The 25,732-nt window shown below is 68.5% G+C and carries 27 protein-coding genes and 1 tRNA gene; 19 read left to right on the top strand and 9 right to left on the bottom strand.

The annotated features are described in order from the left end of the window. Positions 1-36: 36 nt before the first annotated feature. The 9 genes from KY493_RS06570 (at position 37) to KY493_RS06530 (ending at position 7,139) form a co-directional block, all read left to right on the top strand. Complete coding sequence (locus tag KY493_RS06570) at positions 37-1,428, top strand: Do family serine endopeptidase (RefSeq protein WP_219898149.1); 1,392 nt, start codon at positions 37-39, stop codon at positions 1,426-1,428. Between the two features lie 40 nt (positions 1,429-1,468). Then, positions 1,469-2,785: a replication-associated recombination protein A gene (locus KY493_RS06565; RefSeq protein WP_219898148.1), complete on the top strand. Its 1,317-nt coding sequence runs from the start codon at positions 1,469-1,471 to the stop codon at positions 2,783-2,785. A gap of 31 nt (positions 2,786-2,816) precedes the next feature. Then, positions 2,817-3,545 carry an RluA family pseudouridine synthase gene (locus KY493_RS06560; protein ID WP_219898147.1) on the top strand — a complete coding sequence of 243 codons (729 nt, stop codon included), beginning with the start codon at positions 2,817-2,819 and terminating at the stop codon, positions 3,543-3,545. Between the two features lie 54 nt (positions 3,546-3,599). Continuing rightward, the gene (locus tag KY493_RS06555) at positions 3,600-4,088 is read left to right on the top strand and encodes a hypothetical protein (protein WP_219898146.1); all 489 of its coding nucleotides are present in this window, start codon (positions 3,600-3,602) and stop codon (positions 4,086-4,088) included. A gap of 86 nt (positions 4,089-4,174) precedes the next feature. Continuing rightward, the gene (gene crcB, locus KY493_RS06550; protein ID WP_219898145.1) at positions 4,175-4,561 is read left to right on the top strand and encodes a fluoride efflux transporter CrcB; all 387 of its coding nucleotides are present in this window, start codon (positions 4,175-4,177) and stop codon (positions 4,559-4,561) included. Next, the gene (locus KY493_RS06545) at positions 4,558-5,553 is read left to right on the top strand and encodes an RluA family pseudouridine synthase (protein WP_219898144.1); all 996 of its coding nucleotides are present in this window, start codon (positions 4,558-4,560) and stop codon (positions 5,551-5,553) included. Before crcB ends, KY493_RS06545 begins: the two co-directional genes overlap by 4 nt. Beyond that, on the top strand, positions 5,550-6,305 hold the full coding sequence (locus KY493_RS06540) for an ATP12 family chaperone protein (protein WP_219898143.1): 756 nt from the start codon (positions 5,550-5,552) through the stop codon (positions 6,303-6,305). Before KY493_RS06545 ends, KY493_RS06540 begins: the two co-directional genes overlap by 4 nt. 79 nt (positions 6,306-6,384) lie before the next feature. Beyond that, positions 6,385-6,834: a hypothetical protein gene (locus KY493_RS06535; protein WP_219898142.1), complete on the top strand. Its 450-nt coding sequence runs from the start codon at positions 6,385-6,387 to the stop codon at positions 6,832-6,834. After that, on the top strand, positions 6,831-7,139 hold the full coding sequence (locus KY493_RS06530) for a transcriptional regulator (protein ID WP_219898141.1): 309 nt from the start codon (positions 6,831-6,833) through the stop codon (positions 7,137-7,139). The genes KY493_RS06535 and KY493_RS06530 overlap by 4 nt, the downstream gene beginning before the upstream one ends. Here KY493_RS06530 and KY493_RS06525 read toward each other — a convergent pair. Together KY493_RS06525 and KY493_RS06520 are read right to left on the bottom strand one after the other, a co-directional pair. Beyond that, positions 7,129-7,887: a pseudouridine synthase gene (locus tag KY493_RS06525; protein WP_219898140.1), complete on the bottom strand. Its 759-nt coding sequence runs from the start codon at positions 7,885-7,887 to the stop codon at positions 7,129-7,131. The two genes, KY493_RS06530 and KY493_RS06525, sit on opposite strands and share 11 nt — an antisense overlap. Next, on the bottom strand, positions 7,887-8,522 hold the full coding sequence (locus KY493_RS06520) for a DUF938 domain-containing protein (protein ID WP_219898139.1): 636 nt from the start codon (positions 8,520-8,522) through the stop codon (positions 7,887-7,889). The genes KY493_RS06525 and KY493_RS06520 overlap by 1 nt, the downstream gene beginning before the upstream one ends. A 75-nt stretch (positions 8,523-8,597) precedes the next feature. Here KY493_RS06520 and KY493_RS06515 point away from each other — a divergent pair, with 75 nt between their 5' ends. The 3 genes from KY493_RS06515 (at position 8,598) to KY493_RS06505 (ending at position 11,697) form a co-directional block, all read left to right on the top strand. Then, on the top strand, positions 8,598-9,620 hold the full coding sequence (locus KY493_RS06515) for an FAD-binding oxidoreductase (protein WP_255568083.1): 1,023 nt from the start codon (positions 8,598-8,600) through the stop codon (positions 9,618-9,620). Positions 9,621-9,682: 62 nt separating this feature from the next. After that, a complete protein-coding gene (locus tag KY493_RS06510; protein ID WP_219898138.1) occupies positions 9,683-10,483 on the top strand; it encodes a transglycosylase SLT domain-containing protein in 801 nt (266 codons plus the stop codon). Between the two features lie 80 nt (positions 10,484-10,563). Then, positions 10,564-11,697, top strand: coding sequence for a DUF2336 domain-containing protein (locus tag KY493_RS06505; protein ID WP_219898137.1), 1,134 nt, complete (start codon positions 10,564-10,566; stop codon positions 11,695-11,697). 64 nt (positions 11,698-11,761) lie between these two features. Here the strand turns inward: KY493_RS06505 and KY493_RS06500 are convergent, their stop codons facing one another. The 3 genes from KY493_RS06500 to KY493_RS06490 form a co-directional block, all read right to left on the bottom strand. Further along, positions 11,762-12,235, bottom strand: coding sequence for an Hpt domain-containing protein (locus tag KY493_RS06500; RefSeq protein ID WP_219898136.1), 474 nt, complete (start codon positions 12,233-12,235; stop codon positions 11,762-11,764). Positions 12,236-12,296: 61 nt separating this feature from the next. Further along, positions 12,297-13,094: an NAD kinase gene (locus KY493_RS06495; RefSeq protein ID WP_219898135.1), complete on the bottom strand. Its 798-nt coding sequence runs from the start codon at positions 13,092-13,094 to the stop codon at positions 12,297-12,299. A 32-nt stretch (positions 13,095-13,126) separates the two neighbouring features. Continuing rightward, entirely contained in the window at positions 13,127-14,257 is a 1,131-nt protein-coding gene (locus KY493_RS06490; RefSeq protein WP_255568081.1) for a DUF2336 domain-containing protein, read from the bottom strand. Between the two features lie 136 nt (positions 14,258-14,393). Between KY493_RS06490 and KY493_RS06485 the strand changes: the two genes are divergently transcribed. The 4 genes from KY493_RS06485 (at position 14,394) to KY493_RS06470 (ending at position 20,393) form a co-directional block, all read left to right on the top strand. Then, on the top strand, positions 14,394-15,158 hold the full coding sequence (locus KY493_RS06485) for a class II aldolase/adducin family protein (RefSeq protein ID WP_219898134.1): 765 nt from the start codon (positions 14,394-14,396) through the stop codon (positions 15,156-15,158). Further along, entirely contained in the window at positions 15,155-15,937 is a 783-nt protein-coding gene (locus KY493_RS06480) for a hypothetical protein (RefSeq protein WP_255568080.1), read from the top strand. The genes KY493_RS06485 and KY493_RS06480 overlap by 4 nt, the downstream gene beginning before the upstream one ends. A gap of 107 nt (positions 15,938-16,044) precedes the next feature. Further along, complete coding sequence (locus tag KY493_RS06475) at positions 16,045-17,190, top strand: efflux RND transporter periplasmic adaptor subunit (RefSeq protein WP_219898133.1); 1,146 nt, start codon at positions 16,045-16,047, stop codon at positions 17,188-17,190. After that, the gene (locus tag KY493_RS06470; RefSeq protein WP_219898389.1) at positions 17,190-20,393 is read left to right on the top strand and encodes an efflux RND transporter permease subunit; all 3,204 of its coding nucleotides are present in this window, start codon (positions 17,190-17,192) and stop codon (positions 20,391-20,393) included. The genes KY493_RS06475 and KY493_RS06470 overlap by 1 nt, the downstream gene beginning before the upstream one ends. A 3-nt stretch (positions 20,394-20,396) precedes the next feature. On the opposite strand, the gene KY493_RS06465 is transcribed toward KY493_RS06470, so the two are convergent. Then, a complete protein-coding gene (locus KY493_RS06465) occupies positions 20,397-20,888 on the bottom strand; it encodes a cytochrome c family protein (protein ID WP_219898132.1) in 492 nt (163 codons plus the stop codon). Between the two features lie 156 nt (positions 20,889-21,044). On the opposite strand from KY493_RS06465, the gene KY493_RS06460 reads away from it, so the two are divergent. Further along, positions 21,045-21,311, top strand: a complete 267-nt coding sequence (locus KY493_RS06460; protein ID WP_219898131.1) for a FeoA family protein — start codon at positions 21,045-21,047, stop codon at positions 21,309-21,311. Beyond that, positions 21,311-23,182 (top strand): ferrous iron transporter B, encoded by a 1,872-nt coding sequence (locus KY493_RS06455; RefSeq protein WP_219898130.1) that lies wholly within the window; start codon positions 21,311-21,313, stop codon positions 23,180-23,182. The genes KY493_RS06460 and KY493_RS06455 overlap by 1 nt, the downstream gene beginning before the upstream one ends. A 7-nt stretch (positions 23,183-23,189) precedes the next feature. Here KY493_RS06455 and KY493_RS06450 read toward each other — a convergent pair whose 3' ends face one another. The 3 genes from KY493_RS06450 to KY493_RS06440 all read right to left on the bottom strand — a co-directional run bounded on the left by KY493_RS06450 (position 23,190) and on the right by KY493_RS06440 (position 24,609). Next, a complete protein-coding gene (locus KY493_RS06450) occupies positions 23,190-23,816 on the bottom strand; it encodes a TetR/AcrR family transcriptional regulator (protein WP_219898129.1) in 627 nt (208 codons plus the stop codon). A gap of 221 nt (positions 23,817-24,037) precedes the next feature. Continuing rightward, positions 24,038-24,113 (bottom strand) — tRNA-Thr (locus tag KY493_RS06445). A gap of 58 nt (positions 24,114-24,171) precedes the next feature. Beyond that, complete coding sequence (locus KY493_RS06440) at positions 24,172-24,609, bottom strand: HIT family protein (protein ID WP_219898128.1); 438 nt, start codon at positions 24,607-24,609, stop codon at positions 24,172-24,174. A 131-nt stretch (positions 24,610-24,740) separates the two neighbouring features. On the opposite strand from KY493_RS06440, the gene fabD reads away from it, so the two are divergent. Beyond that, positions 24,741-25,697: an ACP S-malonyltransferase gene (gene fabD, locus KY493_RS06435; RefSeq protein ID WP_219898127.1), complete on the top strand. Its 957-nt coding sequence runs from the start codon at positions 24,741-24,743 to the stop codon at positions 25,695-25,697. Positions 25,698-25,732 lie beyond the last annotated feature (35 nt).

The following is a 25,732-nucleotide window of genomic DNA, read 5'->3' as shown; positions in this document are numbered from 1 at the left end:
AATCCAGCGGGCTGCAACCCTGATGCGCGGATGACGATGAAGACCAGATTCCTGCTCCTTGCCTCGGCCCTGATGCTCTCGGCCTGCGGCAACCCGAATCCCTCCAAGGCGCAGGACGGCGTGTTCGCCGAAAGCAACCGCGTGACGCCGGAAAGCGCCGGGGCGATGAAGTCGAGCTTTGCGCCCGTGGTGCGCACGGCCGCCCCTGCGGTGGTCAACATCTCGGCGCGCACCGTGCAGCGGGTCCAGGCCGATCCGTTCTTCCAATTCTTCGGCGGCGGCATCCCGCAGGCGCGCGTGGCCGAGTCGGTGGGCTCGGGCGTCATCGTCCGCGCCGACGGCATCGTGGTGACCAACAACCACGTCATCGAGGGCGCCCAGGCCATCAAGGTCGTGCTGAACGACCGGCGCGAGTTCCCCGCGACCGTGGTGCTGGCCGATGCGCGATCCGACATTGCGGTGCTGAGACTGGAGAACGTCGGTGAGCGCCTGCCCACCCTGCCGATCGACGACAGCGAGCAGCAGCAGGTCGGCGACCTCGTCCTCGCCATCGGCAATCCATTCGGCGTCGGCCAGACGGTGACGAACGGCATCATCTCGGCCCTGAACCGCACCGAGACCGGCATTTCGGATTCCGGCTCCTTCATCCAGACCGATGCGGCCATCAACCCCGGCAACTCGGGCGGGGCGCTGGTCGACATGGATGGCGACCTGATCGGCATCAACACGGCGATCTTCTCGCGCTCGGGCTCCTCGGCCGGCGTGGGCTTCGCCGTGCCCGCAGCGATGGTGAAGCGGGTGGTCGATTCCGCGGTCGGCGGCGCCGAGAGCGTTGTGCGACCCTGGCTGGGCGTGAAGGGCGACACCGTGTCTGCCGATATCGCGCGCAGCCTGGGGCTCGAGCGGCCGCAGGGTGTTGTGGTGACCGAGCTCTACGCCAACGGTCCCGGCGCGCGCGCCGGCCTGCGCGAAGGCGACGTGATCACCGCCGTCGATGGGCAGGAGGTCAACGACCAAGGCGGGCTGAACTACCGCGTCGGCACCCGCAATCCGAACGACGAGGTCGAGGTCGCGATCCTGCGCGACGGACGACCCCAGACGCTGCGCGCGCGGGTACAGGTGCTGCCCGGCGACGCCGACACCGACCAGGCGACGGTGGTGGAGCAGGGCGCGTTTTCCGGCGCGCAGGTCTTGGCGCTCAATCCCGCGCTGGCCGACCGGCTGGGCGGCGATCCCTTTGCGCGCGGCGTGATCGTGACGGGTGTCTCGGGTCGTGGCTATGCAGCGCGGGTGGGTATCCGGCGCGGTGACGTGATCCAGACGATCAACGGGCGCGCGGCGACCGCCATCGGCGACCTGCAGCGGGCGCAGCCGGGATCGGAGATCGTCATCAATCGTGGCGGCCGTCTGCTGACCGGCCGCATCTGATCTTCTCAAGGTCGGGGCGGAGCGCCTACATCTGCCCGCCATGAGCGACCTGTTCGAAGCCTCCGGCATTCACCCGCCCGACGCCCCGCTGGCGGATCGGCTGCGGCCGACCGCGCTGGATCAGGTTGTGGGGCAGGACCACCTGCTGGGTGAAGGCGGACCGATCCGGCGGATGGTGGAGGCGGGGCGGCTCGGCTCCATGATCCTGTGGGGACCGCCCGGCGCCGGCAAGACCACCATCGCGCGGCTGCTGGCCAGGGCCGCCGGTTACGAATACCAGGCGATCAGCGCCGTCTTCTCCGGCGTTGCCGACTTGAAGAAGGCCTTCGAACAGGCGCGGGGTCGACGAGCGGCGGGGCAGTCGACGCTGCTGTTTGTGGACGAAATCCATCGCTTCAACCGCGCGCAGCAGGACGGCTTTTTGCCGTTTGTCGAGCAGGGAGTTGTGACGCTGGTCGGGGCCACGACCGAGAACCCCAGCTTTGAGCTGAACGGCGCTCTTCTGTCGCGATCTCAGGTGTTCGTGCTTAAGCGCTTGGATGATCAAGCCTTGGAGCAACTGCTGACGCGGGCCGAGGCGCACATGGAGCGTGCGCTGCCGCTAAGTCCGGAGGCGCGACAGGCGCTGCTGGCGCTGGCGGACGGGGATGGGCGCTATCTCTTGACCATGTCGGAGGTTCTGTTCGACCTCCGGGCCGGAGAGACGCTGGATGTGCAGGGTCTGGCCGGGGTGCTGCAACGGCGTGCGCCGGCTTACGACAAGTCCAGAGAAGAACACTATAACCTCATATCTGCGCTGCATAAATCGGTGCGCGGCAGCGACCCGGACGCGGCGCTGTACTGGCTGGCGCGGATGCTGAACGGGGGCGAGGATCCGCTCTATCTCGCGCGGCGCATCGTGCGCATGGCGGTCGAGGACATCGGCGAGGCGGACCCCCTGTCGATCCTGGTCGCCAATGCGGCCAAGGACACCTACGACTTCCTGGGAAGTCCCGAGGGCGAGCTGGCGCTGGCGCAGGCCGTGGTGCACCTCGCCACCGCGCCCAAGTCGGTCGGCGTCTACGAAGCCTATAAGGCGGCGCAAAAGGCGGCGCGCGAGACCGGCTCCCTGATGCCGCCTGCCCACATCCGCAATGCGCCGACCAAGCTGATGAAGTCGCTAGGATACGGAAAAGGCTATCAGTACGATCCGGACACGCCGGAAGGCTTTTCCGGCGCCAACTTCTTTCCCGACGAGATGGAGCGCCGCGTCTTCTACAAGCCCAAGGGCGAGGGGCACGAGGAGAAAGTCAAGGCGCGGCTGGAGCGCTGGGCCGAGATGCGAGCACGGATGCGGACCGGCTCCGAGACGCCTTGACCGTTCGGTCGGCGCCGGGCCAAGAGCCGCGATGACCTTTACGCCGCCCGTCGCCCTGTCCGATGAAGAGATCGCCGCCGTGCGATCCTGGGTGATCCACGAGGACGCCCATGTCGTCGCCTTCAACAAACCGGCGGGTCTGAGCAGTCAGGGCGGGCGCATCAAGGCCCACACGTTGGACGACCTGCTGTGGGCCTTTGCACGGTCGAACGGGAAGCGGCCCGACCTGGTGCACCGACTGGACCGCGACACCTCGGGCGTGATCCTGGCGGCCAAGACCAAGCCGGCGGCGGGGTTCCTCGGCAAGGCGCTGCAGATGCGGCGGTTCAGGAAGACCTATTTGGCCCTGGTCTCGGCGGCGCCGGATCCTCGCGGCGGCACGATCGACGCACCGCTGGCGCGTCAGGAGATCGGGCGCGAGAGCTACATGCGGGTCGTCGCCTTTGATGCGCCGGGTGCGCAGGGCTCGCAAAGCCGCTATCGCACCCTGGTCGCAAGTGAAGATGGCGCTGTGGTGGAGCTGGAGCCGCTGACCGGGCGCATGCACCAGTTGCGGGTCCATATGGCGCACATCGGTCGGCCCCTTGTCGGAGATGTGCGCTACGGCGGCGCGCTGACGATTGCGGGACGGGCGGCGCCGCGCCTGATGCTGCATGCGGCGAAGCTGTCCTTTCCGCACTCGGAGGGCGGCACGATCACCGTGGAGGCGCCGGCGCCCGACGACTTCGCCGGTCTCCGCCTCGCCATGGGGCTGCCCTAAGGAACCAAGCCGCGTACAGCGGCGCTATTTCGCCAAAGCTCAAGGAGTTACGTCGTGAAGCGCATCGCCGTCCTGACCCTCGCCGCTTCGGCCATGGCGCTGTCCGCCTGTGCATCGCTGGCGCCCTATGGCCCGCAGCGCGGACCGAACGGGCAGGGCTTCATCGAGCAGCGGATCGAATCCGACCGGTTCCGCGTGACTTACAACGGCGTAGGCGCGCCGGGCCCCGTCGCCGATTTCGCGCTTCTGCGTGCGGCCGAGGTCACGACCGAGAACGGCTACGACTGGTTCGAGGTCACCCAGCGCTGGATCGACGGCCGGCCGGACGGCGCGGGCGGCGTGCGTCCCAGCGTGTCGGTCGGCGCGGGAACGGGGCGGTACGGCGGCTGGTCGTCGTCGGGCGTGGGCGTCGGGCTCGGCCTGAACTTCAGCGGGCCGTCGCCGACGTCCACCACGCTGGAGATCATCATGGGACGCGGCGCTCGCCCGGATCGACCCCAGGTCTATGACGCGCGATCGGTGCAGAGCAGCCTGCGGCGCTGATCGCCGCGCAAGACCACGATCGCATTCTGCGTGAGGCCGACGCTGCGCTTCGCTTTCGGCGGGCGTCGGCTGTATAGCGGCGCAGCATGACACGTATTCTCCTTGTTGCGGCGGGCGGCGCGCTGGGCGCGATGGCGCGCTATGGATTGGGAACCATGGCCGGTCGGCTGGCGCCGCAGTCCGCGTGGCCATGGGGCACGTTCTGCGCCAATCTGATCGGCGGACTGTTAATGGGTCTGCTGGCCGGATGGCTGGCCTTGAGGGGCGGCGCGCAGCAGGAGACGGTTCGGCTGTTCGCAGCCGTGGGCGTACTCGGCGGCTTCACCACCTTTTCGGCCTTTTCGCTTGAGACGGCGCTGATGATCGAGCGTCGGGAGCTGGCGCTGGCCGCCGCCTATGTCGCGGGATCGGTGATGCTGGCCGTCGGCGCCCTGTTCGCCGGCCTGTTCATCGCGCGGCGGGTGTTCGCATGAGCCGCGAGGTCCAGACGCTGTATGTGGCCGAGGCGGAGGACGGCATCCGGCTGGATCGCTGGTTCCGCCGGCGCTGGCCGCACCTATCGAACATCCAAGTGCAGAAGATGGCGCGCTCAGGCCAAATCCGCGTGGACGGCGCCCGCATCAAGCCGGAAGGCCGGCTGACCGCCGGCGCCGCGGTGCGCGTGCCGCCGCTGCCCGACGTGATCGAGCGCCAGCCTGGCGACCCGCATCAGCTCAGCGAGCGGGATATCGAATATGCCCGGTCGCTGGTGATCTACGAGGACGAGCTGGTGATCGCTCTGAACAAGCCGCACGGGCTGGCGGTGCAGGGCGGCGCCAAGACGACCAAGCATGTCGATCGGCTGCTTTCGGCCTGGGGCGAGGGGATGGAGCGGCCACGCCTGGTACACCGGCTGGATCGTGACACCTCGGGCGTCCTGCTGCTCGGCAAGGGGCCGGAGGCGGCCAAGCGGCTGGCCGGAGCCTTCGCCCGTCGCCAGGCCAAGAAGACCTATTGGGCGGTGGTGATCGGCAATCCCAAGCCCGCCGCCGGGCAGATCGACCTGCCGCTGAAGAAGTCCGGCATCAACGACTTCGAGATGATGCGGCCTGCGGACGCCAAGGAGCATGGGGCCGAGCCTGCCGAAACCGCCTTTGTCACCGTCTCTCGCGCCGCGCACCGCGCGGCCTGGATGGCGTTGAGGCCCTTTACCGGTCGCACGCACCAGCTGCGGGCGCACATGCTGGCCATGGGACACCCGATCCTGGGCGATCCCAAATACAAGACCGAGGCTTCGGTCGAGCTGAGCGGTCCCTTGAGGCTGCAACTGCACGCCCGCAGGATCGAACTGGATCATCCCGCCGGCGGGGCCCTGGTTGTGGAGGCGCCCCTCAGTCCCGAAATGAAGGCGGGGTTCGCGCATTTCGGCTTCTCCGAGGATGAGGCTGAGGCGGACCCGTTCCACGGCGTGCGGAGGCAGCGATGAGCCACATCCCCAATCTCGACCCCATGATTGCAGCCAAGAAGGGCTTCAGCGAGATTGAGGACCGTATAAGGCGTTTCTGGACCACGGCCGACGTCGCGTCCGTCGACGGCGGCTGGGCGGTGCAACTGGACGGCCGCACGCCCAAGACTCCGGCCAAGCAGCCGCTGGTCCTGCCGACCGAGGCCGCCGCACGGCTGGTGGCCGATGAGTGGGCGGCCCAGGGCGAGTACATGGAGCCAGCCACCATGCCGGCCACGCGGCTGGCGTCCACGGCCATCGACCGGATCGGCCAGGCGCGCGACGCGGTGGCGGACGAGATCGCCGCCTATGCCGGGTCCGACGCCATCTGCTACCTGGGCGAGGGCGCGCTGGAGCGACGGCAGGCGGCGGCCTGGACGCCATGGCGCGACTGGGCCGAGCGGGAGCTGGGCGTGCAGTTGGCGGCCGCATCCGGCATCGTTCATGTGGCCCAGTCGCCGGAGGCCATCGCAAGGGTCAAGGCGCTGGCGCTGGCGCTGGACGACTTCTCCCTGACGGGCCTGGCCACCGCGACGCCGCTCCTGGGATCGGCCGTCCTGGCGCTGGCCCTGCAGCGCAGCGCCCTGGCGGCTGAGATGGCGTTCGAACTGTCGCGGCTCGAGGAAGCCTTCCAGGAAGGGCAGTGGGGTGTGGATGCGGAGGCGGCGGAACGTGCGGATCGTATCCGGGCCGAGGCGATCGTGTTGCAGAGATGGTTCGAGGCGCTGAACTAAACTTTCCGAACCGGAAAGGCGTGTCTTGACGACGTGGAAAGTGGAGGTCATTCTTCTGCCGATAGGTGAAGAGGCGACCATGTCCGACGACCGCAACGATCATGATCAGGCCCTGGCGGCCATTCGCCGCTCGCAGGAGACTGTTCGCCAACGGGTGACCCGCGGCTCGTGGCTCTATGATCTCAGCTACTCGGCCATAGCGGCGGTGATGGTGGCGGGTCAGGCCTTGCCGATCCCGTTCAATGTGCTGGCGTCCGTCGGCGGCGCGGTGTGCCTGGCGCTGCTGTGGAAACGCTGGTCCGACAAGAACGGGGTCAGCGTCACCGGCCTGTCGCCCCGACGCGCGCGCTGGGCGGCGCTTCTGGTCGGTCTCCTGCTCGGCGCCTTGATGGTCGGTGCGCTGTATCTCGGCCACACGGATCAGGCGCCTTGGGCGCTGGCGCTCGGGGCCGTGGCCTTTGTGATCGCTCTTGCGCTGTCGCGGCTGTGGATGCGGCTCTATCTCGCGGAAGGGGAGGCGCGGTCTTGAGCGCGCCCGTCTTCGACAGCGTGATCCACGCGCCCGGCCGGCTGCAGATCTGCGCCATGCTGTCCGCGGCCGACGAGGTGGAGTTCAGCGTGGTCCGCGACGGCATCGGCGTGTCGGATTCCGTTCTGTCCAAGCACGTCAGGCAGTTGGAAGAGGCCAGCTACGTCAAAGTGCGCAAGGCCGCCTTTGCCGGGCGCCAGCGCACTTGGCTCGGTCTCACGGCGAACGGAAAGGCGGCCTTCGCGGGCCATGTGGCGGAGTTGACGCGGCTGGCGGGGTTGGCGGGCGTGCCGATCAGCGCCTGACCAGCGCCTCGCGCTCGCTCGGCGTGAGGTGGCGCCAGCGACCCTCCTGCAAGCTGCCCAGCTTAAGCGGTCCGATGCGGATGCGCTGAAGGTCGATCACCTCCAGCCCGACCAGTTCGCACATGCGACGGATCTGACGATTGCGGCCCTCGGTCAGGACGAAGCGCAGCTGCTGAAGCTCGATCTGGGTGACGCGGGCGGGCTTCAGCTGTCGGCCATCCAGTTCGAGCCCATGTCGCAGCCTCGACAGGGCGGCTTCGCTCACGCGACCGTCGACGCGCACCAGATATTCCTTGTCCAGTTCGGATTGCGGGCCGATCACCGCCTTGGCCACGACTCCGTCGGACGACAGCAGCAGAAGGCCGTGGGAGTCCTCGTCCAGTCGACCGATGGGGGGCAGGGACGCATCTCGCGATGGCGGCGCTCCTTCTCCCACGCGATTGGCGGCGGTCATCAGACGCACGGCCGGAACCTTGCCCGGCTCCGGCTGACCGGAGACGTAGCCGACCGGCTTGTTCATCACGATGGTCACGCCAGACGCCAGCGTAGCCTGGGCACGGTCGTTGAGCGTCAGGGTCTGACCCGGCTCAATCTTGCGGCCAGGATCGCGCACCGTCTCGCCGTCAATGGACACCAGGCCGTCGGCGATGAGCCCTTCGGCTTCCCGGCGGGAACAAACGCCGGTCTGGCCCAGCCACTTGTTCAGGCGCATCGGCTCGGCGCCGTCAAAGGTGCGAACAAAGCTCATCAGGCGCGCCGGAACAGCAGCATCAGATTGTTGGCCGGCATGGCGATGCGCAGGGTGAAGGCCAGGCCATGCCCGCGAGCCGTCGCGATCACGGCGTCCCGGTCACGCAGACCCCAGGCGGGATCGCGCGCCTTCAGGTTGGCGTCGAACGCGGCGTTTGAGGCGGCGAGCGGCTGGTCGGCCTCCAGGAACGGTCCGTACAGGGCCAGCAGTCCGCCGGGGCGCGGCAGGACACGCTCAGCCAGGCTCATCAGCCCGTTCGTCGCCTCGGCGGGGCTGATGTGGATCATGTTGGCGCAGAAGAGCGCATCGAAGGCGGCCTCCGGCCAGGCGTCAGGTCGCAGACAGTCGAGCGTCAGCGGCGCTGTGAGGTTGGACGCGGTTCCGGCGGCCCTCCAGCGATCGATGCTGTCGCGCGCCTCGGCGCTGACGTCGCTCGGCGTCCAAACGAGGTCGGGCAAGGCCGAGGCGAAGATCGCGGCGTGCTCGCCCGAGCCGGAGGCGACCTCGAGCACCCGTCCCCGCGCCGGCAGGTGCGCCTTCAGCACGCGCAGGATTGGCTCGGCGTTGCGGCGCGCGGCGGGTGAGGAAAGGGCGCCGTCAGGCGCTCGGGACAGGACATCGAGGCTTTGCACGTCCCTCTCTTAGCCTTCGCGGCCGGGCGTGGGGAGGGGCTTGCCACGCGGCGTGGCAGGGTCGATGGACCGGACGTGACTTCGGACAACGACATCGTGGTGATCGGCGCCGGCGTGCTGGGTCTCTGCGCGGCGCTGGAGCTCCAACGGCGCGGTCGCTCGGTAGTGGTTATCGATCCGGGCGGAGACAACGCCTCCTCGGTCGCCGCCGGCATGATCGCGCCGGCCATGGAGGCGGCGATTGAAGACGTCGATGCCGGTCATGCGGCCCTGCTGCGACGCGCCCGCGACCTCTGGCCCGACTTCGCGGATGCCTTTGGCATCACCCTGCTTGCGCGAGGTGCGGAATGGCGAGGCGTTGGAATCCACGACCTGGAGCGGCGCATGCGCGCGCTCGGCTTCGACGTGCGGCGAGACCGAGACGTGCTGACGGCGACGCAAGAGCTCCAGGTCGATCCCGTCCAGGCCATGCAGGCGATGCGTCACAGGGCGCGGACAATCGCCGGCCAGGTCTCGGCGATGCGACGGGAAGAGGGGCGGTGGATCGTGACCCATCAGGGCGAAGAGACGACGGCGAAGGTGGTTGTGCTGGCCACCGGCGCGGCGCCTTCCCCTGCGGGATTGCCGGCGGTCACCGCACGCTTGTTCGACGCGATCCAGCCGATCCGAGGCCAGATCGGGCGGCTCGACACGCCGCTGGTAGATCATGCGGTTCGTGGACAGGGCGTCTATGTCGCACCCGGAACGACCGGTGCGGTGGTCGGAGCAACCATGGATGTCGGACGGCGCGATCTCGAACCCGATCCAGTGCTAGGCGAGCGACTGATGACCGCGGCGTCCGGATTGCTGACGCGTGATCTGTCCAACCATCCTGTGGAATGGAAGGTCGGCGTGCGCGGCGCCAGCCCTGACGGCCTGCCGATCGTGGGCCGTGCACCCGGCGCCGATGACCTGTGGCTTTCGCTGGCGCCGCGTCGCAATGGTTGGCTGCTCGGGCCGTTGGCCGGTCAGATCATCGCACAGGGCGTGACCGGAAAGCCAGCGGGCGCCAACGCCCGGCGACTGGAACCCGGACGCTTTCGCCTCCGGAGCGTCTAACCCAGTCGGTCCGAGCGCGTATTAGTGTTTGGTTAACTACGTTCTTCGATGGTTAACGCGCTATGGCAGTAGGTGCGATTCCAGGCGGGAACGGAGTGGAGGCGGCGATTCGGCGCGCCTCTCGCGCGACCGGCGTGGATTTCGACTTCCTGATGAAGACGGCGCGTCGAGAGAGCGCGATGAATCCGTCCGCCAAGGCGCGCACCTCTTCGGCGGCGGGGCTGTTCCAATTCATCGAGCAGACGTGGCTGGCGACGGTCAAGCAACACGGGCCGAACCATGGCTATGGCCAGTATGCGGACCTGATCCACCGGGGCGGCGACGGGCGCTGGCGGGTCGAGGGGTCGGCACGCAACGTGGTGCTGGACCTGCGCTTCGACGCACAGGCGGCCTCTTCGATGGCGGCGGAACTGACAGCGTCCAACGCCGCCTATCTGCGCGGCCGCACGGGACAGGAGCCAGGGGCCGGCGATCTGTACGCCGCGCACTTCCTGGGACCGGCCGGCGCCGCCAGGCTGATGGAGGCGATGCAGACGCGGCCGGGCTCAAGCGCCGCCGCCTTGTTCCCGGATGCGGCTTCGGCCAATCGCTCGATCTTCTATCGGGATGGCCGTTCGGCCACGGTCGCCGAGGTTCACGCCAACCTTCAGCGTTCAGCCGGCGGAGGCGAGCCCGCCGCGGGTATTGGAGCAGGCGACGTTCTCCCGCCGAAATCCGCTGATCCCGACATGATGCTGGCCGCGCGTCTTGACCGCATCCGTCAGGATCAGGGTCTGCTGGCGCTTCTTCTGGGGCAGGATGGGTCAAGCGGCGGAGGCGGCTTCGGCCAGGCCTTCACGCCGCGGGCGGATGACGCGGCCTAGCCGTCGGCGCATGGTAAACCGCTCCTTAAGCAACAAAGGCGGATGATCGCCCGACTGTCCGATTTCGCTGCGAGCCCTCGATGACCGCCTTTCGCGCCCGCCTGACCGATGTCGACATCCGCCGGCTGGTCAAGGCCGAGGACGAGGACGAACGCGCCGAGGCCGCCCACAAGCTGTGCCGCAGCATGGAGCGGGCGACGCTTGATCCGGCGGACCGGGCGGCGGCGCAGAAGATACTGCGGGTTTTGGCTCAGGACGCGGCCGAGCTCGTCAGGCGCGCCATGGCCGTGACGCTGAAAAGCTCGGACCTCATCCCCAATGACGTCGCGCGGCGACTGGCGGCGGATGTGGATTCCATCGCCCTGCCGATGATCGGCTTCTCGCCTGCCTTCAGCGACGACGACCTGATCGAGATCGTGCGCGCCGGCTCAGGCGTGCGTCAGACGGCGGTGGCGGCGCGCCCTCGCGTGTCGCGCGACGTGGCCGAGGTGCTGGCGGCGGAGGGGGCGGAGACCGCGGTGCGCACCCTGGCCGCCAACGACAACGCCGACCTGTCGGAGCGGTCGCTGGCCGTCATCGTCGATCGATACGGCGGCGCTCCAGAGGTCGTGGCCGCCGTGGCCTATCGCCAGGCGCTGCCGCTGGAGATTACCGAGCGGCTGATCGCGTTCGCCAGCGACGCGGTGCGCGAACACCTGGTCACGCGCCACGCCGTGACCGCCGAGACGGCCATCCGCCTGTCGCAGTTCGCGCGCGAGCGGGCCACCGTCGATCTGGTGGATCAGGCGGCGGCCAGCGCCGACATCGCGGGCTTTGTCACCCAGTTGAACGCCCGACGGGCGCTGACGCCGTCGCTGCTGCTGCGCGGGCTGGCGCGCGGTCAGATGACGCTGCTGGAGCATGGACTGGCCGAACTGGCCAACACGCCGCACGCGCGCGCCTGGCAGATGGTGCATGACGCCGGACCGCTGGGGCTGAAGGCGATCTACGATCGCGCGGGGCTTCCGCCGCGCCTGTTCCAGGCCTTTCGAGCCGGTGTCGACACCTGGCGCGCCCTGCAGGCCGAGGGGGCCGACACCAGCGGCGACGCCTTTCGCGGCAAGATGCTGGAGCGCTTTCTGACGCAGCGGCCGAATACCTCGCGTGACGACCTGGCCTATCTGATGGAGCGGCTGGACGTGCCCGCGCGGCCTCAGCGGATGGCGGCCGCCTGACCATCCAGATGCGAAAAGGCCCGCCGATCAGGCGGGCCTCTCGAGATCGGAAGCTGGCGTGTTGCTAGGCCAGGTGTTCGGCGACCCGCGCTTCGAGCGTCTCCGCCAGGGCGCGGCCAGTCGGGTGGTCGTCTGTCTTGATGCCGTCGCGAACCACCGCGCGAATCGCATCGATGTGCGCATCGATGATGACCACGGGAGCGCCCATGCGCCGCGCCGGATCGTCGAGCATCTTGCACAGCGACCCGGCGATCCGGGTCACCAGCGGATATTCGTAGGTCGTGCCCAGGCCCTTCAGGTCATGGGCGCGGAAATAAAGAGCCTCGGCGGTCTCCGGCGTGTAGCCAAGGGTGCGGATGTCGGCCTGCGCCTTGTCGAGCTTGGCGATCTCGTCCTGCAGCCATTGAGCGAACTGGGCGGACATCGCCTTCAGCGCTTCTTCGGCCTTGGCGATCGCGTCGGCGTTGATGCCGAAACCGCCGCCGACCTTTGCGCGGAGGGTGTTGGGCGGCCGGATGACCTGGGCCGGATTGCTCATGGACGACTTCCCAGACGATTTCCGCCGAGCATGCCCTCACGGCCTTAACATACGGTGACCACTAGCCAGCGAACTGTTCGGCCAGCACCCGCTCGTCGAATGAGCGGCCCGCGTCAAACAGCATGGTCAGCTGCAGGTCGCGGCGCTCGAACACATCGACGCGGGCGACCCGTCGCACTTCGAAGCCGTCCGCCGTGGCGCTGACCGGCCGCTTGTCCGGCTCCAGCACCTCGAACCGGACCCGCGCGCCGTGGGACAGAAGCGCGCCGCGCCACCGACGCGGGCGAAAGGCGCTGATGGGCGTCAGCGCCATGATCCGTGCATCCAGCGGTATGATCGGCCCGTGCGCCGACAGGTTGTAGGCGGTGGAACCGGCGGGCGTGGCCACCAGGCAGCCGTCGCAAATCAGTTCTTCCAGCCGGACCTTGCCGTCGATGGTGATCCGCAACTTGGCGCTTTGGCGCGTCTGGCGCAGCAGCGACACTTCGTTGAGGGCAAGGCCGGTCTGCACCGCCCCTGTTTCGCTCCAGGCGTCCATCTGCAGCGGATGAATGACGGTGCGCTCGGCCTCGGCGATCCGCTCCAGAAGGTCGTCCTCGGCGTAGTCGTTCATCAGAAAGCCGACGGAGCCTCGGTTCATGCCGAACACCGGGGTGCCGCGCCGGAGATTCGCGTGCAGCGTCTCCAGCATCTGCCCGTCGCCGCCCAGGGAGACGATGACGTCGGCTTCGTCCTCGGTAACGCCTCCATAGCGCGCGGAGAGCTCACGCCGAGCCGACTGGGCTTCCGGTCGGTCGCTGGCGACAAAGGCCAGGCGCGGACTTGTGCCCGGCGATCGTGGATCAAGAACGGCTGTCACGACCGCAGGCAAGCCTCAGCTCGGCGCATGAGTCAAACCGCAGAGCTGTGAGGCGCCGCGGTCAACCGTCGAAACATCTGCGCGGCGCCCTCTCGCGTGACGACGGGCGGACGCCAGTGCGCATCTCCGCCCGGCAGGCCGCCACAGAGTCTGCGCACTTCCAGCAGCATGGGTGAGAACACCGCCTTGTCGACACCGGCGGCGGTGCAGGCGAGGAACAGCGCCTCTGGGCCGGGCGCACGCAGGGCCGCCTGGATCTGGCTGAATGGAAATCCCGTCAGCGCCGCCAGCACGTTTTCGAACAGGCTGAGGCGGTCCTCTCGCAGGGCTCGAACCAGAAGGCCGGCCCTAAGCTGGCCGCCGGCCTGCAACTTCATCACCAGCCGGCGATCCGCCTCGTCGCTGGCGGCCGGGTCGGTCGCCCCGAGGGAAAAGGAGCCGGTGCGGCCGCGCGCCTGGTCGACCGCGCGATCGATGGCCGGAGCCAGCCTCGCATCCTCGATCTGGAAGCGTTCGTTGATCGCCTCTCGCAGCGCCTGGCCCACCCATGCATAGAGTTGCGCGGCCAGGACCTCGGTCAGGCGCGGGTGACGAGACAAGGGCGAGCGCAGGCCCGCGATCCGGCGCGAATGCTCGACCAGCCGGCGCATCGCCTCATCGCTGAGGCGTGCAGAGGTATTGCCGGCGAGCGCCGTCAGCGGTGCCGGCTCCGCCTGGTCGATGATGGCGTCGGCCACAACGGGCGACAGGTGCGGGCGTCGGGCCACCTCGATCTGATGCTCAAGCGTCGCCTCGACCAGGATGCGCAAGAGGTCCGCATCGGCCAGCAAGGGGCTGGCGGCGATAATCGGACGCGCGATCTCTATGTCGTCAAGGGCCAGAATGTGGATCAGCGGCGGCGGCGCCCAGTCGGCTGCGGCCAGCGCCTGGGACAGGGCGAACCGCACGTCTCGTTCCGCCTGCCTGGCCAGCGTCATGAAGATGTCGCTGAGAACGGGCGAGGCGCGAACGCCCGGTTCGGTTCGACAGAGCGTCAGAACGCCCGACAGCAGGCGCCGACGATCGTCCGCCGACCGGCTGCGCGCCAGTTCCACCAGGTCCGCCATCGCTGGTGCGTCAGCGATGGCGCCCTCGGGCCGGTCTATGGTGACGGCGCTGGACACGACCTTTGCTCCGAATCGTCGTTGATCCGCATGCCGGCAAGCTTGCGCGGCGAACCGAGCCTTAGCAACCGGTGCTTGACGAGGCGCGCGCGCCGTTCGACGCTGCCGGCAACCAGAGGATGCGGTGGGGGCGGATATGGCGGACGGAGCGGCTGGCGCGATGCAGGCCAGGGTCTCGGCGGAGGAGTGGCGCACGCGGGTCGATCTGGCTGCGCTCTACCGGCTGGTGGCGCTTAACGGGTGGGACGACATGATCTTCACCCATATTTCCGCACGCGTCCCCGGACCCGAGCACCATTTCCTGATCAATCCCTATGGCTGGTATTTCGAGGAGATGACGGCCTCGTCGCTGGTCAAGGTCGACCTTGAAGGAAACATCGTCGACCAGACCGACAGCTTCATCAACCCGGCGGGCTTCACCATCCACTCGGCGGTGCATGCCGCGCGTGAGGACGCCAAGTTCGTCATGCACCTGCATACGGTCGCCGGCGTGGGCGTGGCCGCTCAGAAGGAGGGCCTGTTGCCGCTGGGTCAGAACGCCTGCCTGCTTCAGCATCAGGTCGCCTATCATGGCTACGAAGGCCTGGCCCTGAACCATGAAGAGCGCGAACGGCTGGTGGCGGACCTCGGCGACAAGCCGCTGATGCTGCTGCGCAACCATGGCACCCTGGCGGTGGGCGAGACGGCTGCCCAAGCCTGGGTCGGCATGTTCTTTCTGGAGCGCGCCTGCGCCCAGCAGATCGCGGCCTTGTCCGCCGGACGCGACGGGGTGCTGATGGCGCCGGATGCGGCGCAGGCCGAGACGAAGGAGCAGGGACGCGGCGTCGGCTTCATCTCGGCCCTGGCCTGGCCGGGCGCACTAAGAATGCTGGATCGCAAGTCGCCGGGCTACGACGCGTGAAGGCCGCGACATTGGTGCTCGGGGCGACGGGCGCGAGCCTGATCGCCACATCGGCGCTGGCCGGCGCCTGGGTGCAGCCAAAAGGGCGTGCGCAGGTGATCGTCAAGGCCGAGGCGATGGAGGCTGATAGCGGCTTTGATCCCTCCGGAGACGAGCAACCGCTGCCGGCGCCGCAGCGCGACAATGCGGTGGGGGTCTTTGCGGAATACGGCCTGACCGATCGGCTGACCCTGCAGGTCAAGGGCGAGTGGCAGTCGGGCGAGGACGCCTTTATCGACTATGACGGGCGCGGGCCGGTCGAGATCGGGCTGACCTGGCAGGCCTGGCGCGACGACTACACGGCCGTCAGCCTCTATGGCGGCTACGCCGAGGCGGGCGACGGACGCAACGCCGCCTATGCGCCTCCAGGCGTGGGCGAGCGCGACTGGGAGGCGCGGGCGTCTGTCGGGCGATCCTTTGGTCGGCCGAGCCGTCGAATGTCCTGGGGGCCGGATCGCAGCTTCGTGGAACTCCAGGCCGCCCGGCGCATCCGCGACGGATTGCCGGACGAGACCCGCGTCGACTTCACCGCCGGCGCTCATTTCGGCGAGCGTTGGCTGGTGCTGGGCCAGGCCTATGGCGGGGCGGCGGACGGCGGCTCGCGCTGGCTGTCGGCGGAGACGTCCGTCGTGCGCCATGTGGGTAGCTGGAGCGTCCAGGCCGGCTGGCGGCAAACCGTCGCGGGCCGCGAGACGCCGGTCTCTCGCGGGCCCGTGCTGGCGGTCTGGAAAAGGTTCTGAGCGACGCGACGGAAACAGATGGGCCCCGCGTTACAGACACTTAATGTTGCGCCGGCGCCCTGAACGGGTAAGTCGGTCGCGCCCCCGACCGACGCGAGACCACCAGCGTGATCAAACGCCACTTCTTTCTTATAGCCGCCGCTTGCCTCCTGGCCGCCATGGTCGTCGCCGCGATCGTCAAGATCGGCTTCGCAGGTGACGAACAAGGCGGAGCCGGCGGGCCGGGCGGCCCAGGCGGGGGTGGTGGAGGACGCGGGCAGCAGGTGTCCGAAGCGGTGATCGCGCCACGCCAGTTCTCCGATCAGATTCGCGTGCTGGGCGTGGCGAGGGGATTGCGGTCGGTCAACATCACCTCCTCGACGACCGAGTTGATCACCCGCGTCCTGTTCACCGACGGCCAGCGCGTCGCCGCCGGCGCTCCGCTGGTCGAGCTGCAGGCGCGCGAGGAAGACGCCGCCATCATCCAGGCGCGAGCCGCCGTCGCCCAGGCGCGACGGGAGTATGAGCGCTATCAGGCGCTCGCCGAACGCGGCATCGCTCCCCGCGTGACGGCCGAAGACGCCGAGACGGCGCTGGAGACGGCGCAGGCCGCGCTGTCGGCGGCGCAGGCGCGACGCGGCGATCGGCTGATCCGGGCGCCCTTCGCCGGGACACTTGGCCTCAGCACCGTGACGGCCGGCACCCTGATAAACCCGGGCGCGGTGATCGCGACGCTGGACGACACCTCCTCGGTGCGCGTCGATTTCCCCCTGCCGGAGCGATATCTGAATCAGCTGCGGCCCGGAGCGGTGATCACCGCCACCGCCGACGCCTATGGCGACGAGGCCTTTCAAGGCCGGATCGCCTTGATCGACACGCGTGTGAACGAAACGACGCGCGCCGCCACGGCTCGCGCCGAGTTCGCCAATCCGGGCGGCCGCATCCGGCCCGGCATGCTGCTGCGCGTGGCGGTTCAGCAAGGCCAGCGCCAGGCGCCGGCCGCGCCGGAAGCCGCGGTGCAGTATCAGGGCGACGGGGCGTTCGTGTACCGCATCGCGCGCGGCGACAACGGCTCGACCGCCCAGCGCGTCGAGGTTCAGACCGGCGCAGTCGAGAACGGCTTTGTGGAGATCATCGCCGGGCTCGAGGCCGGCGACCGCATCGTCGGATCGGGCCTTAACCGCATCCAGCCTGGCGCGCCGGTGACCACGGGCCGCGTCCAGGGACGGCCGGCGGCTCAAGCCCCGGCCGCGAGTGGAGCCGCCGCGCGATGATGATTTCCGACCTTTCGGTCCGCCGTCCGGTTTTCGCGGCCGTCGCCTCCATCGTCCTGTGCGTCATCGGCCTGGCCGCCTTCTTCTTCCTGCCGGTGCGCGAGTTGCCGGACGTCGATCCGCCGATCGTCTCGGTCAACACCAGCTATGCGGGCGCCTCGGCCGAAGTGATCGAGAGCCGGATCACCGAGCCGATTGAGCAGCAGATCGCCGGCATCCAGGGCGTCGAGCGACTGAACTCGACCAGCCGCGACGGCCGGTCCAACGTCAACATCGAGTTCTCGCTGGACCGCAACATCGACGATGCGGCCAACGATGTGCGCGACCGGGTCTCGCGCGTGATCGGCAATCTGCCGGACCAGGCCGATCCGCCCGAAGTGGCCAAGGCCGATTCGGACAGCCAGCCGATCATCATCCTGTTCCTGCGCTCGACCAGCATGAACCGGCTGCAGCTGACCGACTATGCCGACCGCAACCTGGTGGACCAGCTGGCGACCGTGCCGGGCGTTGCCCAGGTCAACATCTATGGCGAGCAGCGCTACGCCATGCGCATCTGGCTGGACCCGGCGGCGTTGGCCGCACGAAACCTGACCGTCACCGACGTCGAGACGGCTCTGACCACTCAGAACGTGGAGCTGCCGGCGGGCTCGCTGGAGTCCACGTCCAAGGACTATACGGTACGCGTCGCCCGCAACTATGCGCGACCGCAGGATTTCGCCCAGCTGCCGATCGGCACGCGCGGCTCGGCCTCGGTGTCGAACGCCACCGCGACCGGCACCGGCAGCGGCTCGGCCGCCATCATCCAGGGCCAGCCGACCTATGTGACGCGTCTGGGCGACATCGCCCGCGTCGAGGAAGCGCCCGAAGAGGACCGCCGCCTGTTCCGCGGCAATGGCGTGGACCAGATCGGCCTGGCCGTGACGCGTCAGGCCCAGTCCAACGACCTGGCCATCTCCGACGGCGTCAAGGCGATGATGGAGGAGATCCAGCCGAGTCTGCCGCCGGGAACCGAACTGGCTATCGGCTCGGACAATTCGGTCTTCACCTCGCACGCCATCGACGAGGTCTGGATCACCATCGGCATCTCCATGGCTCTGGTGGCTCTGGTCAACTTCATCTTCCTGGGCAGCCTGCGCGCGGCCCTGATCCCGTCGATCGTGGCCCCGATCTGTCTCTTGGCCACCTTTATCGTGCTGGCTCCGCTGGGCTTCTCGCTGAATCTGCTGACGCTGCTGGCGCTGGTGCTGGCGATCGGGCTGGTGGTCGATGACGCCATTGTCGTGGTCGAGAACATCCAGCGCCGCCTGGACCTGGGCGAGCCGCCGCTGGTCGCGGCCGAGCGGGGGGCGCGCCAGGTGTTCTTTGCGGTCGTGGCGACGACCGTCGTGCTGCTGTCGGTGTTCGCGCCGCTGTTGTTCCTGCCGGGCTACATCGGACGGCTGTTCGTTGAGCTGGCGGCGGCGATCGCGGCGGCGGTGGCCTTCTCGGCCTTCCTGGCGCTTACGCTGTCGCCGATGCTGGCGTCCAAGATCCTGAAGCCGGCGCATGGCGGCGGCTGGGTCGCTCGTCGCGTCGACCGGGCGATGGACGGGCTGAAGAACTCGTACGGCGCCTCGCTGTCGGCCTTGCTGGGGCGTCGCGCGGCGGTGTTCGGCGTCGCCGGCCTGATCCTGCTGGTCGGCGGCGGCGCGGCCGCCATCTTCTTCACCCTGCCGGACGAACTGGTGCCGCCGGAAGACCGGGGGCGCGTCAGCGTGCGTGTGCAGGGACCCGAAGGCGCGGGCTTCGACTACACCCGCCGGATCATGCTGGGGCTGGAGCCGATCCTGGAGGAGTACCGGGCCTCGGGCGAAGCCGACAGCTACCTGGTGTCCGCGCCCGGGTTCGGCGGCGGCAGCTACAACTCGGGCAACGCCAACCTGACGCTGTCCGACTGGTCGGTGCGGGATCGCTCGGCCGACGAGATCGCGCAGGAGCTGAACCGAAAGCTGCGCGGCCAGACGGACGCCCAGGTTAACGCCTCCACGCCCGGAGCCTTCCAGCGCGGCGGCGGCAACTCCAACTCGGTCGAGATGATCGTGACGGGGTCCGAATACAGCCAGATCTACGCCTGGCTGCAGCCTGTGCTGGCCGCTTCGCTGGAGAACCCCGGCTTCTCGCGTCCGCGGCTGAACTATGAGCCGAACTCGCCGCGTCTGCTGGTCGATGTCGATCCGCAAAAGGCGGCGGCGCTCGGCGTGTCGTCGCAGACCATCGGGCGAACGCTGGAGACCATGTTCGGCTCTCGCCGCGCCACGACCTACATCAAGGGCGGGCAGGAGTACAACGTGATCCTGCAGACCGAGCGGGACAATCGCCGCGAGGTCGGCGATCTCGAGGCGCTGTATGTGGCGACCGGCGGCGGGCAGCTGGTGCCGCTCTCGGCCGTGGTCACCACCGAGACGACCGGCGACACGCCCGAGCGGCGCCGCCTCGACCGACAACGCTCGATATCGCTGCAGGCGGACCTGAACCCCGGCACCACCATCGCCGATGCCGTCAGCTTCCTGGAGGCGGAGGCCGCCAAGCAGCAGACCAGCGGCGTCACCCTGCAGTGGGGCGGGGCGGCGCGCGATCAGCAGGAGGCGGGCGGCGCGGTCGCGGCGGCTTTCGGGCTGGCGCTGCTCTTGGTGTTCCTGGTGCTGGCGGCTCAGTTCGAAAGCTGGATCACGCCGGCGGTGATCATGCTGACGGTGCCCTTGGCGGCGGCGGGCGGGTTGTTTGGCCTGCTGATGGCTGGGTCGAGCCTCAACATCTACTCGCAGATTGGCCTGATCATCCTGATCGGGGTGGCGGCCAAGAACGGCATTCTGATCGTGGAGTTCGCCAACCAGCTGCGCGACCAGGGCCGGTCGATCAGCGAGGCGATCATCGAATCGTCCACCCTGCGGCTGCGTCCGATCATCATGACCTCCATCGCCACAGCCTTCGGAGCTCTGCCGTTGGTCCTGTGGCAGGGGGCGGGGGCCGGCAGTCGCCAGACCATCGGCGTAGTGATCTTCACCGGCGCGATCTTCGCGACCTTGCTGACACTGTTTGTGGTGCCGGTGATCTATGGCGTGCTGGCGCGCTTCACCAAGTCGCCGGAATACACCGCCCGCAAGATCGAGGAATGGGAGGCGCAGGAAACGCCGCGTCCCGAAGGCTTGGCTCCGGCTGAATAAGGATCAGGAGGCGGGCGGCGTCGAAGGCGGCGCATAGCCTGTCTCCACCTTCAGGAAGGCGACGAGGTCGCGCCGGTCCGTCGCATCCGGCAGGCCGGGAAAGCTCATCTTGTTGCCGGGCAGGAAGGTGCGCGGGTTCTCCAGCCAGTGATCCAGCCGCTCGGCGTCCCAGGCGAAGTTCGCGCTGCTGAGCGCGTTGGAATAGTTGTAGCGAGGGTGCGAGCCCGCCTGGCGTCCGAACACGCCCCAAAGGTTTGGCCCCGTCATGTTCGGCCCGCCCTCCGTCAGGGTATGGCAGGATCGGCAGCGGGCAAAGGCGCGGCGGCCGTTCTCCAGGTCCGCCTGACTGTAGGGCGCAGGGAGGGACGCCAGCAGCACGGCTTTTTGAGTGTCGGTCATCGGAGCCGCCTTGGTGGCGGCTGGCGCATCCACGTCATCTCCGCCGCACGCGGACAGCGACAAGGCGGCGAGGGCGGCGGCGACAAGGCGGATCATGGCGGGCTCCGATCAGATGAAATGGTGATACCGCAGCCCAGGCGTGTCGCAATGGCGCAGGATGTCCAAGCCGTCGCGCTGGACGCCGGGGTGCAGCACCTGATAATCACTGTCAGGTAACCGCGGCGCTGGGGGGCGCCGCCAAGGCGAGCGTTCATGACCCACACCATCAAGCTGAGCCAGGCGCGCTGCGGCGATCGCGGCGTCATTGTCCAGGTCGGCGACCAGTCCCACCACCAGGAACACGAGATCGAACTGGAACGCCGCCTGCTGGAGCTCGGCTTTGTGGAAGGCGCCCAGGTCGAGCTGCTGCACCAGGGGCTGTTCGGCGGCGATCCGATCGCGATGAAGGTGGACGACATGCGTGTGGCCCTGCGTCGGCGCGAGGCCGCCAGCCTGCTGATCCGGCGCGACGCCGCCTGATGGACATCGCTGTTCGTCCCGCTCGCATCGCCCTGGTCGGCAATCCGAACAGCGGCAAGACCGCCCTTTTCAACGCCCTGACCGGCGCGCATCAGAAGGTCGCCAACTACGCCGGCGTCACGGTCGAGCGGAAGGAGGGCCTGATCCGATCGAGCGGCGGGCGCACCATGACGGTGCTGGACCTGCCCGGCACCTATTCGCTGCGCGCCCGCAGCCCGGACGAAGAGGTCACGCGCGACGCCGTGCTGGGCAAGCTGGCGGGCGAGGACGCGCCGGATGTGCTGATTTGCGTCGCCGACGCCACCAATCTGCGACTGGTGCTGCGGCTGGTGCTGGAGCTGAAGCAGGTCGGCCGTCCGATGGTGCTGGCCCTGAACATGTATGACATCGCCCAGCGGCAGGGTCTGCGCATCGATCTGGATGCGCTGCGCCAAGAACTGGGCGTGCCGATCGTGACCACGGTGGCGACGCGCAAGCGGGGCATCGACGATCTGGTCGCGGCGGTGGAGGCCGAGGCCGGCGTGTGGCGGCTCGAGACGCACAACGTCTGGCATGCGCCGGACGCGGCGCAGATCCGTTCGGCTCACCGTGAGGCCGAGCGCATCCTCAAGGCCTGCGTGCTTCCGCCCGAGCGGCCCGACACTCTGACGGGGCGGATCGATTCGGTGCTGCTGCATCCCTTGGCGGGACTGCTGATCCTGCTGGGCCTGCTGTTCGTCATGTTCCAGGCGGTGTTCGCCTGGGCCGGTCCGCTGATGGACGGGATCGAGGCGGGCGTCGGGGCGCTGGGCGGGCTTGTGGCCACGGCGGTTCCGGACGGGCTGCTGCAAAGCCTGATCGTGGACGGGCTGATCTCCGGCGTGGGCAGCGTACTGGTGTTCCTGCCGCAGATCCTGATCCTGTTCATGTTCATCATCCTGCTGGAGGATTTCGGCTACATGGCGCGGGCCGCCTTCCTGATGGACCGCATCATGGGCAGCGCGGGCCTGCATGGCCGCGCCTTCATCCCGCTGTTGTCCAGCTTCGCCTGCGCCATTCCCGGGATCATGGCCACGCGCGTGATCGAGAGCCGGCGTGACCGCCTGACCACCATCCTGGTTGCGCCCTTGATGACCTGCTCGGCGCGTATTCCGGTCTACACGCTGATCATCGCCGCCTTCATCCCCAATGAGACGGTGTGGGGCTTCGTTAACCTGCAGGGGCTGGTGATGTTCGGCCTGTACGCAGCGGGGATCGCCAGCGCGCTGGCCGTGTCCTTCCTGATCCGTCGCGTGTTCTGGCGCGGCGCCGTCGAGCCGTTCATGATGGAACTGCCGGCCTACAAGCTGCCGGACATCCGCAGCGTGCTGTTCAACCTGTGGCTCCGCGCCAGGATATTCCTGAACCGCGCGGGGCGGATCATCCTGCCGCTGATGATCGTGGTCTGGGCCGCATCGACCTTTCCCTATCCGCCGGAAGGCGCGACGGGGCCGGCCATCGACTATTCGCTGGCGGGCATCCTGGGCCATGCGCTGGAGCCGCTGTTCGCGCCCATCGGCTTCAACTGGCAGATGGTGATCGCGCTGATCCCCGGCATGGCCGCACGCGAAGTGGCGGTGGCGGCTCTGGGCTCGGTCTATGCGGTGGCCGACGCCGAGAATGCGACCGGCATGATGGCGACGACGCTGGCCGCCAACTGGTCGCTGGCGACGGGTCTGGCCTTCCTGGCCTGGTACATCTTCGCCCCGCAGTGCATGCCGACCCTGGGCGTGGTCCGACGCGAGACCAACTCGCGCAAGTGGACCTGGATCATGATCGGCTACATGTTCGGCCTGGCCTATCTCGCCGCCTTCCTGACCTACCGGATCGGGGTGGCGCTGGGCGCAGGCTGACGGCGGATCAGCGGCCGGTGGTCAGCTTGACCACCAGATGCGCGGTCGTGTCGATGATGGCCTCGGCCGTGTCCGCGCGGCGCAGCAGTTCGAAGCCGGCGGCGGTTGATTCCACCAGGCTGGCGACCTGATAGGAGGCGAGGCGGGGGCTCAGCGTCTTGGGCATAAGGCCGCTGTGGTGCGCCTGGGCGATGCGGCGTTCGATCGCCAGGTGCAGCCGGCGCAGACGGTTGATGCGGCTTTCGGCGAAAGCCGGCTCGCCCTTGTCCGCCAGCATGTGTTCGACCCGCAGGACCGGCCCGTGCTTGTCCCAAACCGCCAGAAGATCGGTGACGAAGGCGCGCGAAGACGCAAAGGCGCGCTCGCCCGCCCAATCGGTCTGGAAGTGCTTTTCCAATCCCCGGCAGTCAGCGCCCGCCTCTTCGCACAGGGCGAGAACCGGCTCCTCCACCGTCTTGAAATAAGTATAGAAGTTCGACGGCGAGACCCCGGCGGCAGCGGCCACGTCCGCCACGCGGATTTCGCCCACATGCCGTTCGTTCAGCAGCCCGCGCGCGGCGTCCAGGATGGAGCGACGAGTGCGACCTCCGCGCGCGCCGATCCTGTGGCCCAGCTTGTTGACGTTGTCGGACATTCCACCTGACGAACAGGATGAATCGGGGCGCGCCCGATGAAGGCCCACTGTATCGCCACGGGAGAGTGAAGACCAGATTCACAACGGAAAAGCCCCGCTGATCGCGAGGGCTCAGCGGGGCGAGCGCAGGCTCTGCAAGGCGCTCGGCGGACCGAACCCCCGACGCTCGGCCGGCACGAGATAAACTTGCAAAGCTGCAGGATCGTTCCCGCTGAAGCGCGTGGTGCCGGTTGCAGGAATCGAACCCGCGACATCCAGTTTACAAAACTGGCGCTCTACCAACTGAGCTAAACCGGCCCGCGTCGTGCGGATCAGCGGTCCTTATGCTTTTCGCGCCTCGCTTTCGCAAGCGTGCTCAGTCGAGTTCCGCGCGGATGCGCTGAGCCAGCGCCTCCAGCGTCGCCGGGTCCGCCTGCGGCGCATGGCCGTGACCCTTCATGGCGCGATCGCTCCAGCGGGGGACGATGTGGAAATGCAGGTGGAAGACCGTCTGGCCGCCGGCGTCTCCGTTGAACTGCATCAGGCTGAGACCGTCCGGCTTCAGCGCCGTCTCGACCGCGCGCGCGGTGCGTTGCACGGCCGCCATCAGGCGCGTCAGCACCTCGGGCTCGACGTCCAGGATGTTGCGGGCCTTTGACGTCCTGGAAATCACCAGCACATGGCCTTCCGACTGTGGAAAGACATCCATGAAGGCGCGGACGTGCTCGTCTTCCCAGACGACGACGCTGGGAATCTCGCCGCGGAGGATGCGGGCGAAGATGTTGTCGGGATCGTAGTCGCCGTAGAGGCTCATCGTGCGGCTCCGCTGGTGGATCGGCCAGAGCCTAGCAAGTGGCGAGGGCAAGGGGAAAGCCGTCGCTCCCTTGCCCCGGCGGAAGGTTGGGCTTACCGCTTCGCGCCGGAATCACGGATCGTGGACGGACAATGACCACAGCGCTTCTTTTTCCCGGACAGGGCAGTCAGGCGGTCGGCATGGGCGCGGCGCTCGCCGACGCCTTCGCCTCGGCCCGCGAGGTGTTCGCCGAGGTCGATCAGGCGCTGGGCCAGGACCTGTCCGGTCTGATGCGGGATGGTCCCGAGAACCAGCTGACCCTGACTGAGAACGCCCAGCCGGCGCTGATGGCGGTGTCGCTGGCCGTCGTACGGGTGCTGGACAGGGACTTCGGCGTCGCGGTCGATCGGGCGAGCTTCGTCGCCGGCCACTCGCTGGGCGAATACTCCGCCCTGGCGGCGTCGGGCGCCCTGGCGTTGGCGGACACCGCGCGTCTGCTGAAGCTGCGCGGCCAGGCGATGCAGCGCGCCGTGCCGGTCGGCCGGGGCGCGATGGCGTCGCTGATCGGACCCAAGACCGACCTGGCGCTTGCCGAGGCGGCCGCTCAGGCGGGTTCGGCGCTCGGCGTCTGCGTCGTGGCCAACGACAACAACGCCGGCAACATCGTCATTTCGGGCGACAAGGCCGCCGTGGACCGCGCCATTGAAAAGGCCAAGGAACTGGGCGCGCGCGCCATTCCGCTGAACGTCTCGGCGCCTTTCCACTGCCCCCTGATGCAGCCGGCGGCCGACGAGATGGCGCAGGCGCTCTCGTCCGCCCCGATCACCGCGCCGCGTCTCCCGGTGGTGGCCAACGTTACGGCGCGGCCTGAGACCGATCCGGAGACCCTCCGCCGTCTGCTGGTCGAGCAGGTGACCGGGCGGGTGCGCTGGCGCGAGAGTATGGAATGGCTGGCGTCCGAAGGCGGCGTCACCCGCTTCGTCGAGGTCGGCTCGGGCAAGGTTCTGACCGGCATGGCCAAGCGCATCGCGCCCGGCGCCGAGAGCCTGGCCCTGAATACGCCGGACGACCTGGAAGCGTTCGCAAAGGAAGTGGCGAGTGGCGAGTGACGCGTGGCGAATGTTCGCCGCCGCTTTGCTTTTTC

Origin of the sequence: Brevundimonas sp. PAMC22021 (assembly GCF_019443405.1) — a bacterium.
Taxonomy (GTDB): domain Bacteria; phylum Pseudomonadota; class Alphaproteobacteria; order Caulobacterales; family Caulobacteraceae; genus Brevundimonas.
The sequence above is the reverse complement of the archived record's forward strand: the minus strand, read 5'-3'. Positions and strand labels throughout refer to the sequence as shown.

Bases quoted from the DNA above. Each gene is read 5' to 3' on its own strand.
- KY493_RS06455 (WP_219898130.1), top strand. From the start codon at position 21,311: ATGGACATCGCTGTTCGTCCCGCTCGCATCGCCCTGGTCGGCAATCCG.
- KY493_RS06565 (WP_219898148.1), top strand. From the start codon at position 1,469: ATGAGCGACCTGTTCGAAGCCTCCGGCATTCACCCGCCCGACGCCCCG.
- fabD (WP_219898127.1), top strand. From the start codon at position 24,741: ATGACCACAGCGCTTCTTTTTCCCGGACAGGGCAGTCAGGCGGTCGGC.
- KY493_RS06535 (WP_219898142.1), top strand. From the start codon at position 6,385: ATGTCCGACGACCGCAACGATCATGATCAGGCCCTGGCGGCCATTCGC.
- KY493_RS06500 (WP_219898136.1), bottom strand. From the start codon at position 12,235: ATGAGCAATCCGGCCCAGGTCATCCGGCCGCCCAACACCCTCCGCGCA.
- KY493_RS06510 (WP_219898138.1), top strand. From the start codon at position 9,683: ATGGCAGTAGGTGCGATTCCAGGCGGGAACGGAGTGGAGGCGGCGATT.
- KY493_RS06440 (WP_219898128.1), bottom strand. From the start codon at position 24,609: ATGAGCCTCTACGGCGACTACGATCCCGACAACATCTTCGCCCGCATC.
- KY493_RS06465 (WP_219898132.1), bottom strand. From the start codon at position 20,888: ATGATCCGCCTTGTCGCCGCCGCCCTCGCCGCCTTGTCGCTGTCCGCG.
- KY493_RS06460 (WP_219898131.1), top strand. From the start codon at position 21,045: ATGACCCACACCATCAAGCTGAGCCAGGCGCGCTGCGGCGATCGCGGC.
- crcB (WP_219898145.1), top strand. From the start codon at position 4,175: ATGACACGTATTCTCCTTGTTGCGGCGGGCGGCGCGCTGGGCGCGATG.
- KY493_RS06525 (WP_219898140.1), bottom strand. From the start codon at position 7,887: ATGAGCTTTGTTCGCACCTTTGACGGCGCCGAGCCGATGCGCCTGAAC.
- KY493_RS06485 (WP_219898134.1), top strand. From the start codon at position 14,394: ATGGCGGACGGAGCGGCTGGCGCGATGCAGGCCAGGGTCTCGGCGGAG.
- KY493_RS06570 (WP_219898149.1), top strand. From the start codon at position 37: ATGAAGACCAGATTCCTGCTCCTTGCCTCGGCCCTGATGCTCTCGGCC.
- KY493_RS06560 (WP_219898147.1), top strand. From the start codon at position 2,817: ATGACCTTTACGCCGCCCGTCGCCCTGTCCGATGAAGAGATCGCCGCC.
- KY493_RS06450 (WP_219898129.1), bottom strand. From the start codon at position 23,816: ATGTCCGACAACGTCAACAAGCTGGGCCACAGGATCGGCGCGCGCGGA.
- KY493_RS06470 (WP_219898389.1), top strand. From the start codon at position 17,190: ATGATTTCCGACCTTTCGGTCCGCCGTCCGGTTTTCGCGGCCGTCGCC.
- KY493_RS06505 (WP_219898137.1), top strand. From the start codon at position 10,564: ATGACCGCCTTTCGCGCCCGCCTGACCGATGTCGACATCCGCCGGCTG.
- KY493_RS06545 (WP_219898144.1), top strand. From the start codon at position 4,558: ATGAGCCGCGAGGTCCAGACGCTGTATGTGGCCGAGGCGGAGGACGGC.
- KY493_RS06540 (WP_219898143.1), top strand. From the start codon at position 5,550: ATGAGCCACATCCCCAATCTCGACCCCATGATTGCAGCCAAGAAGGGC.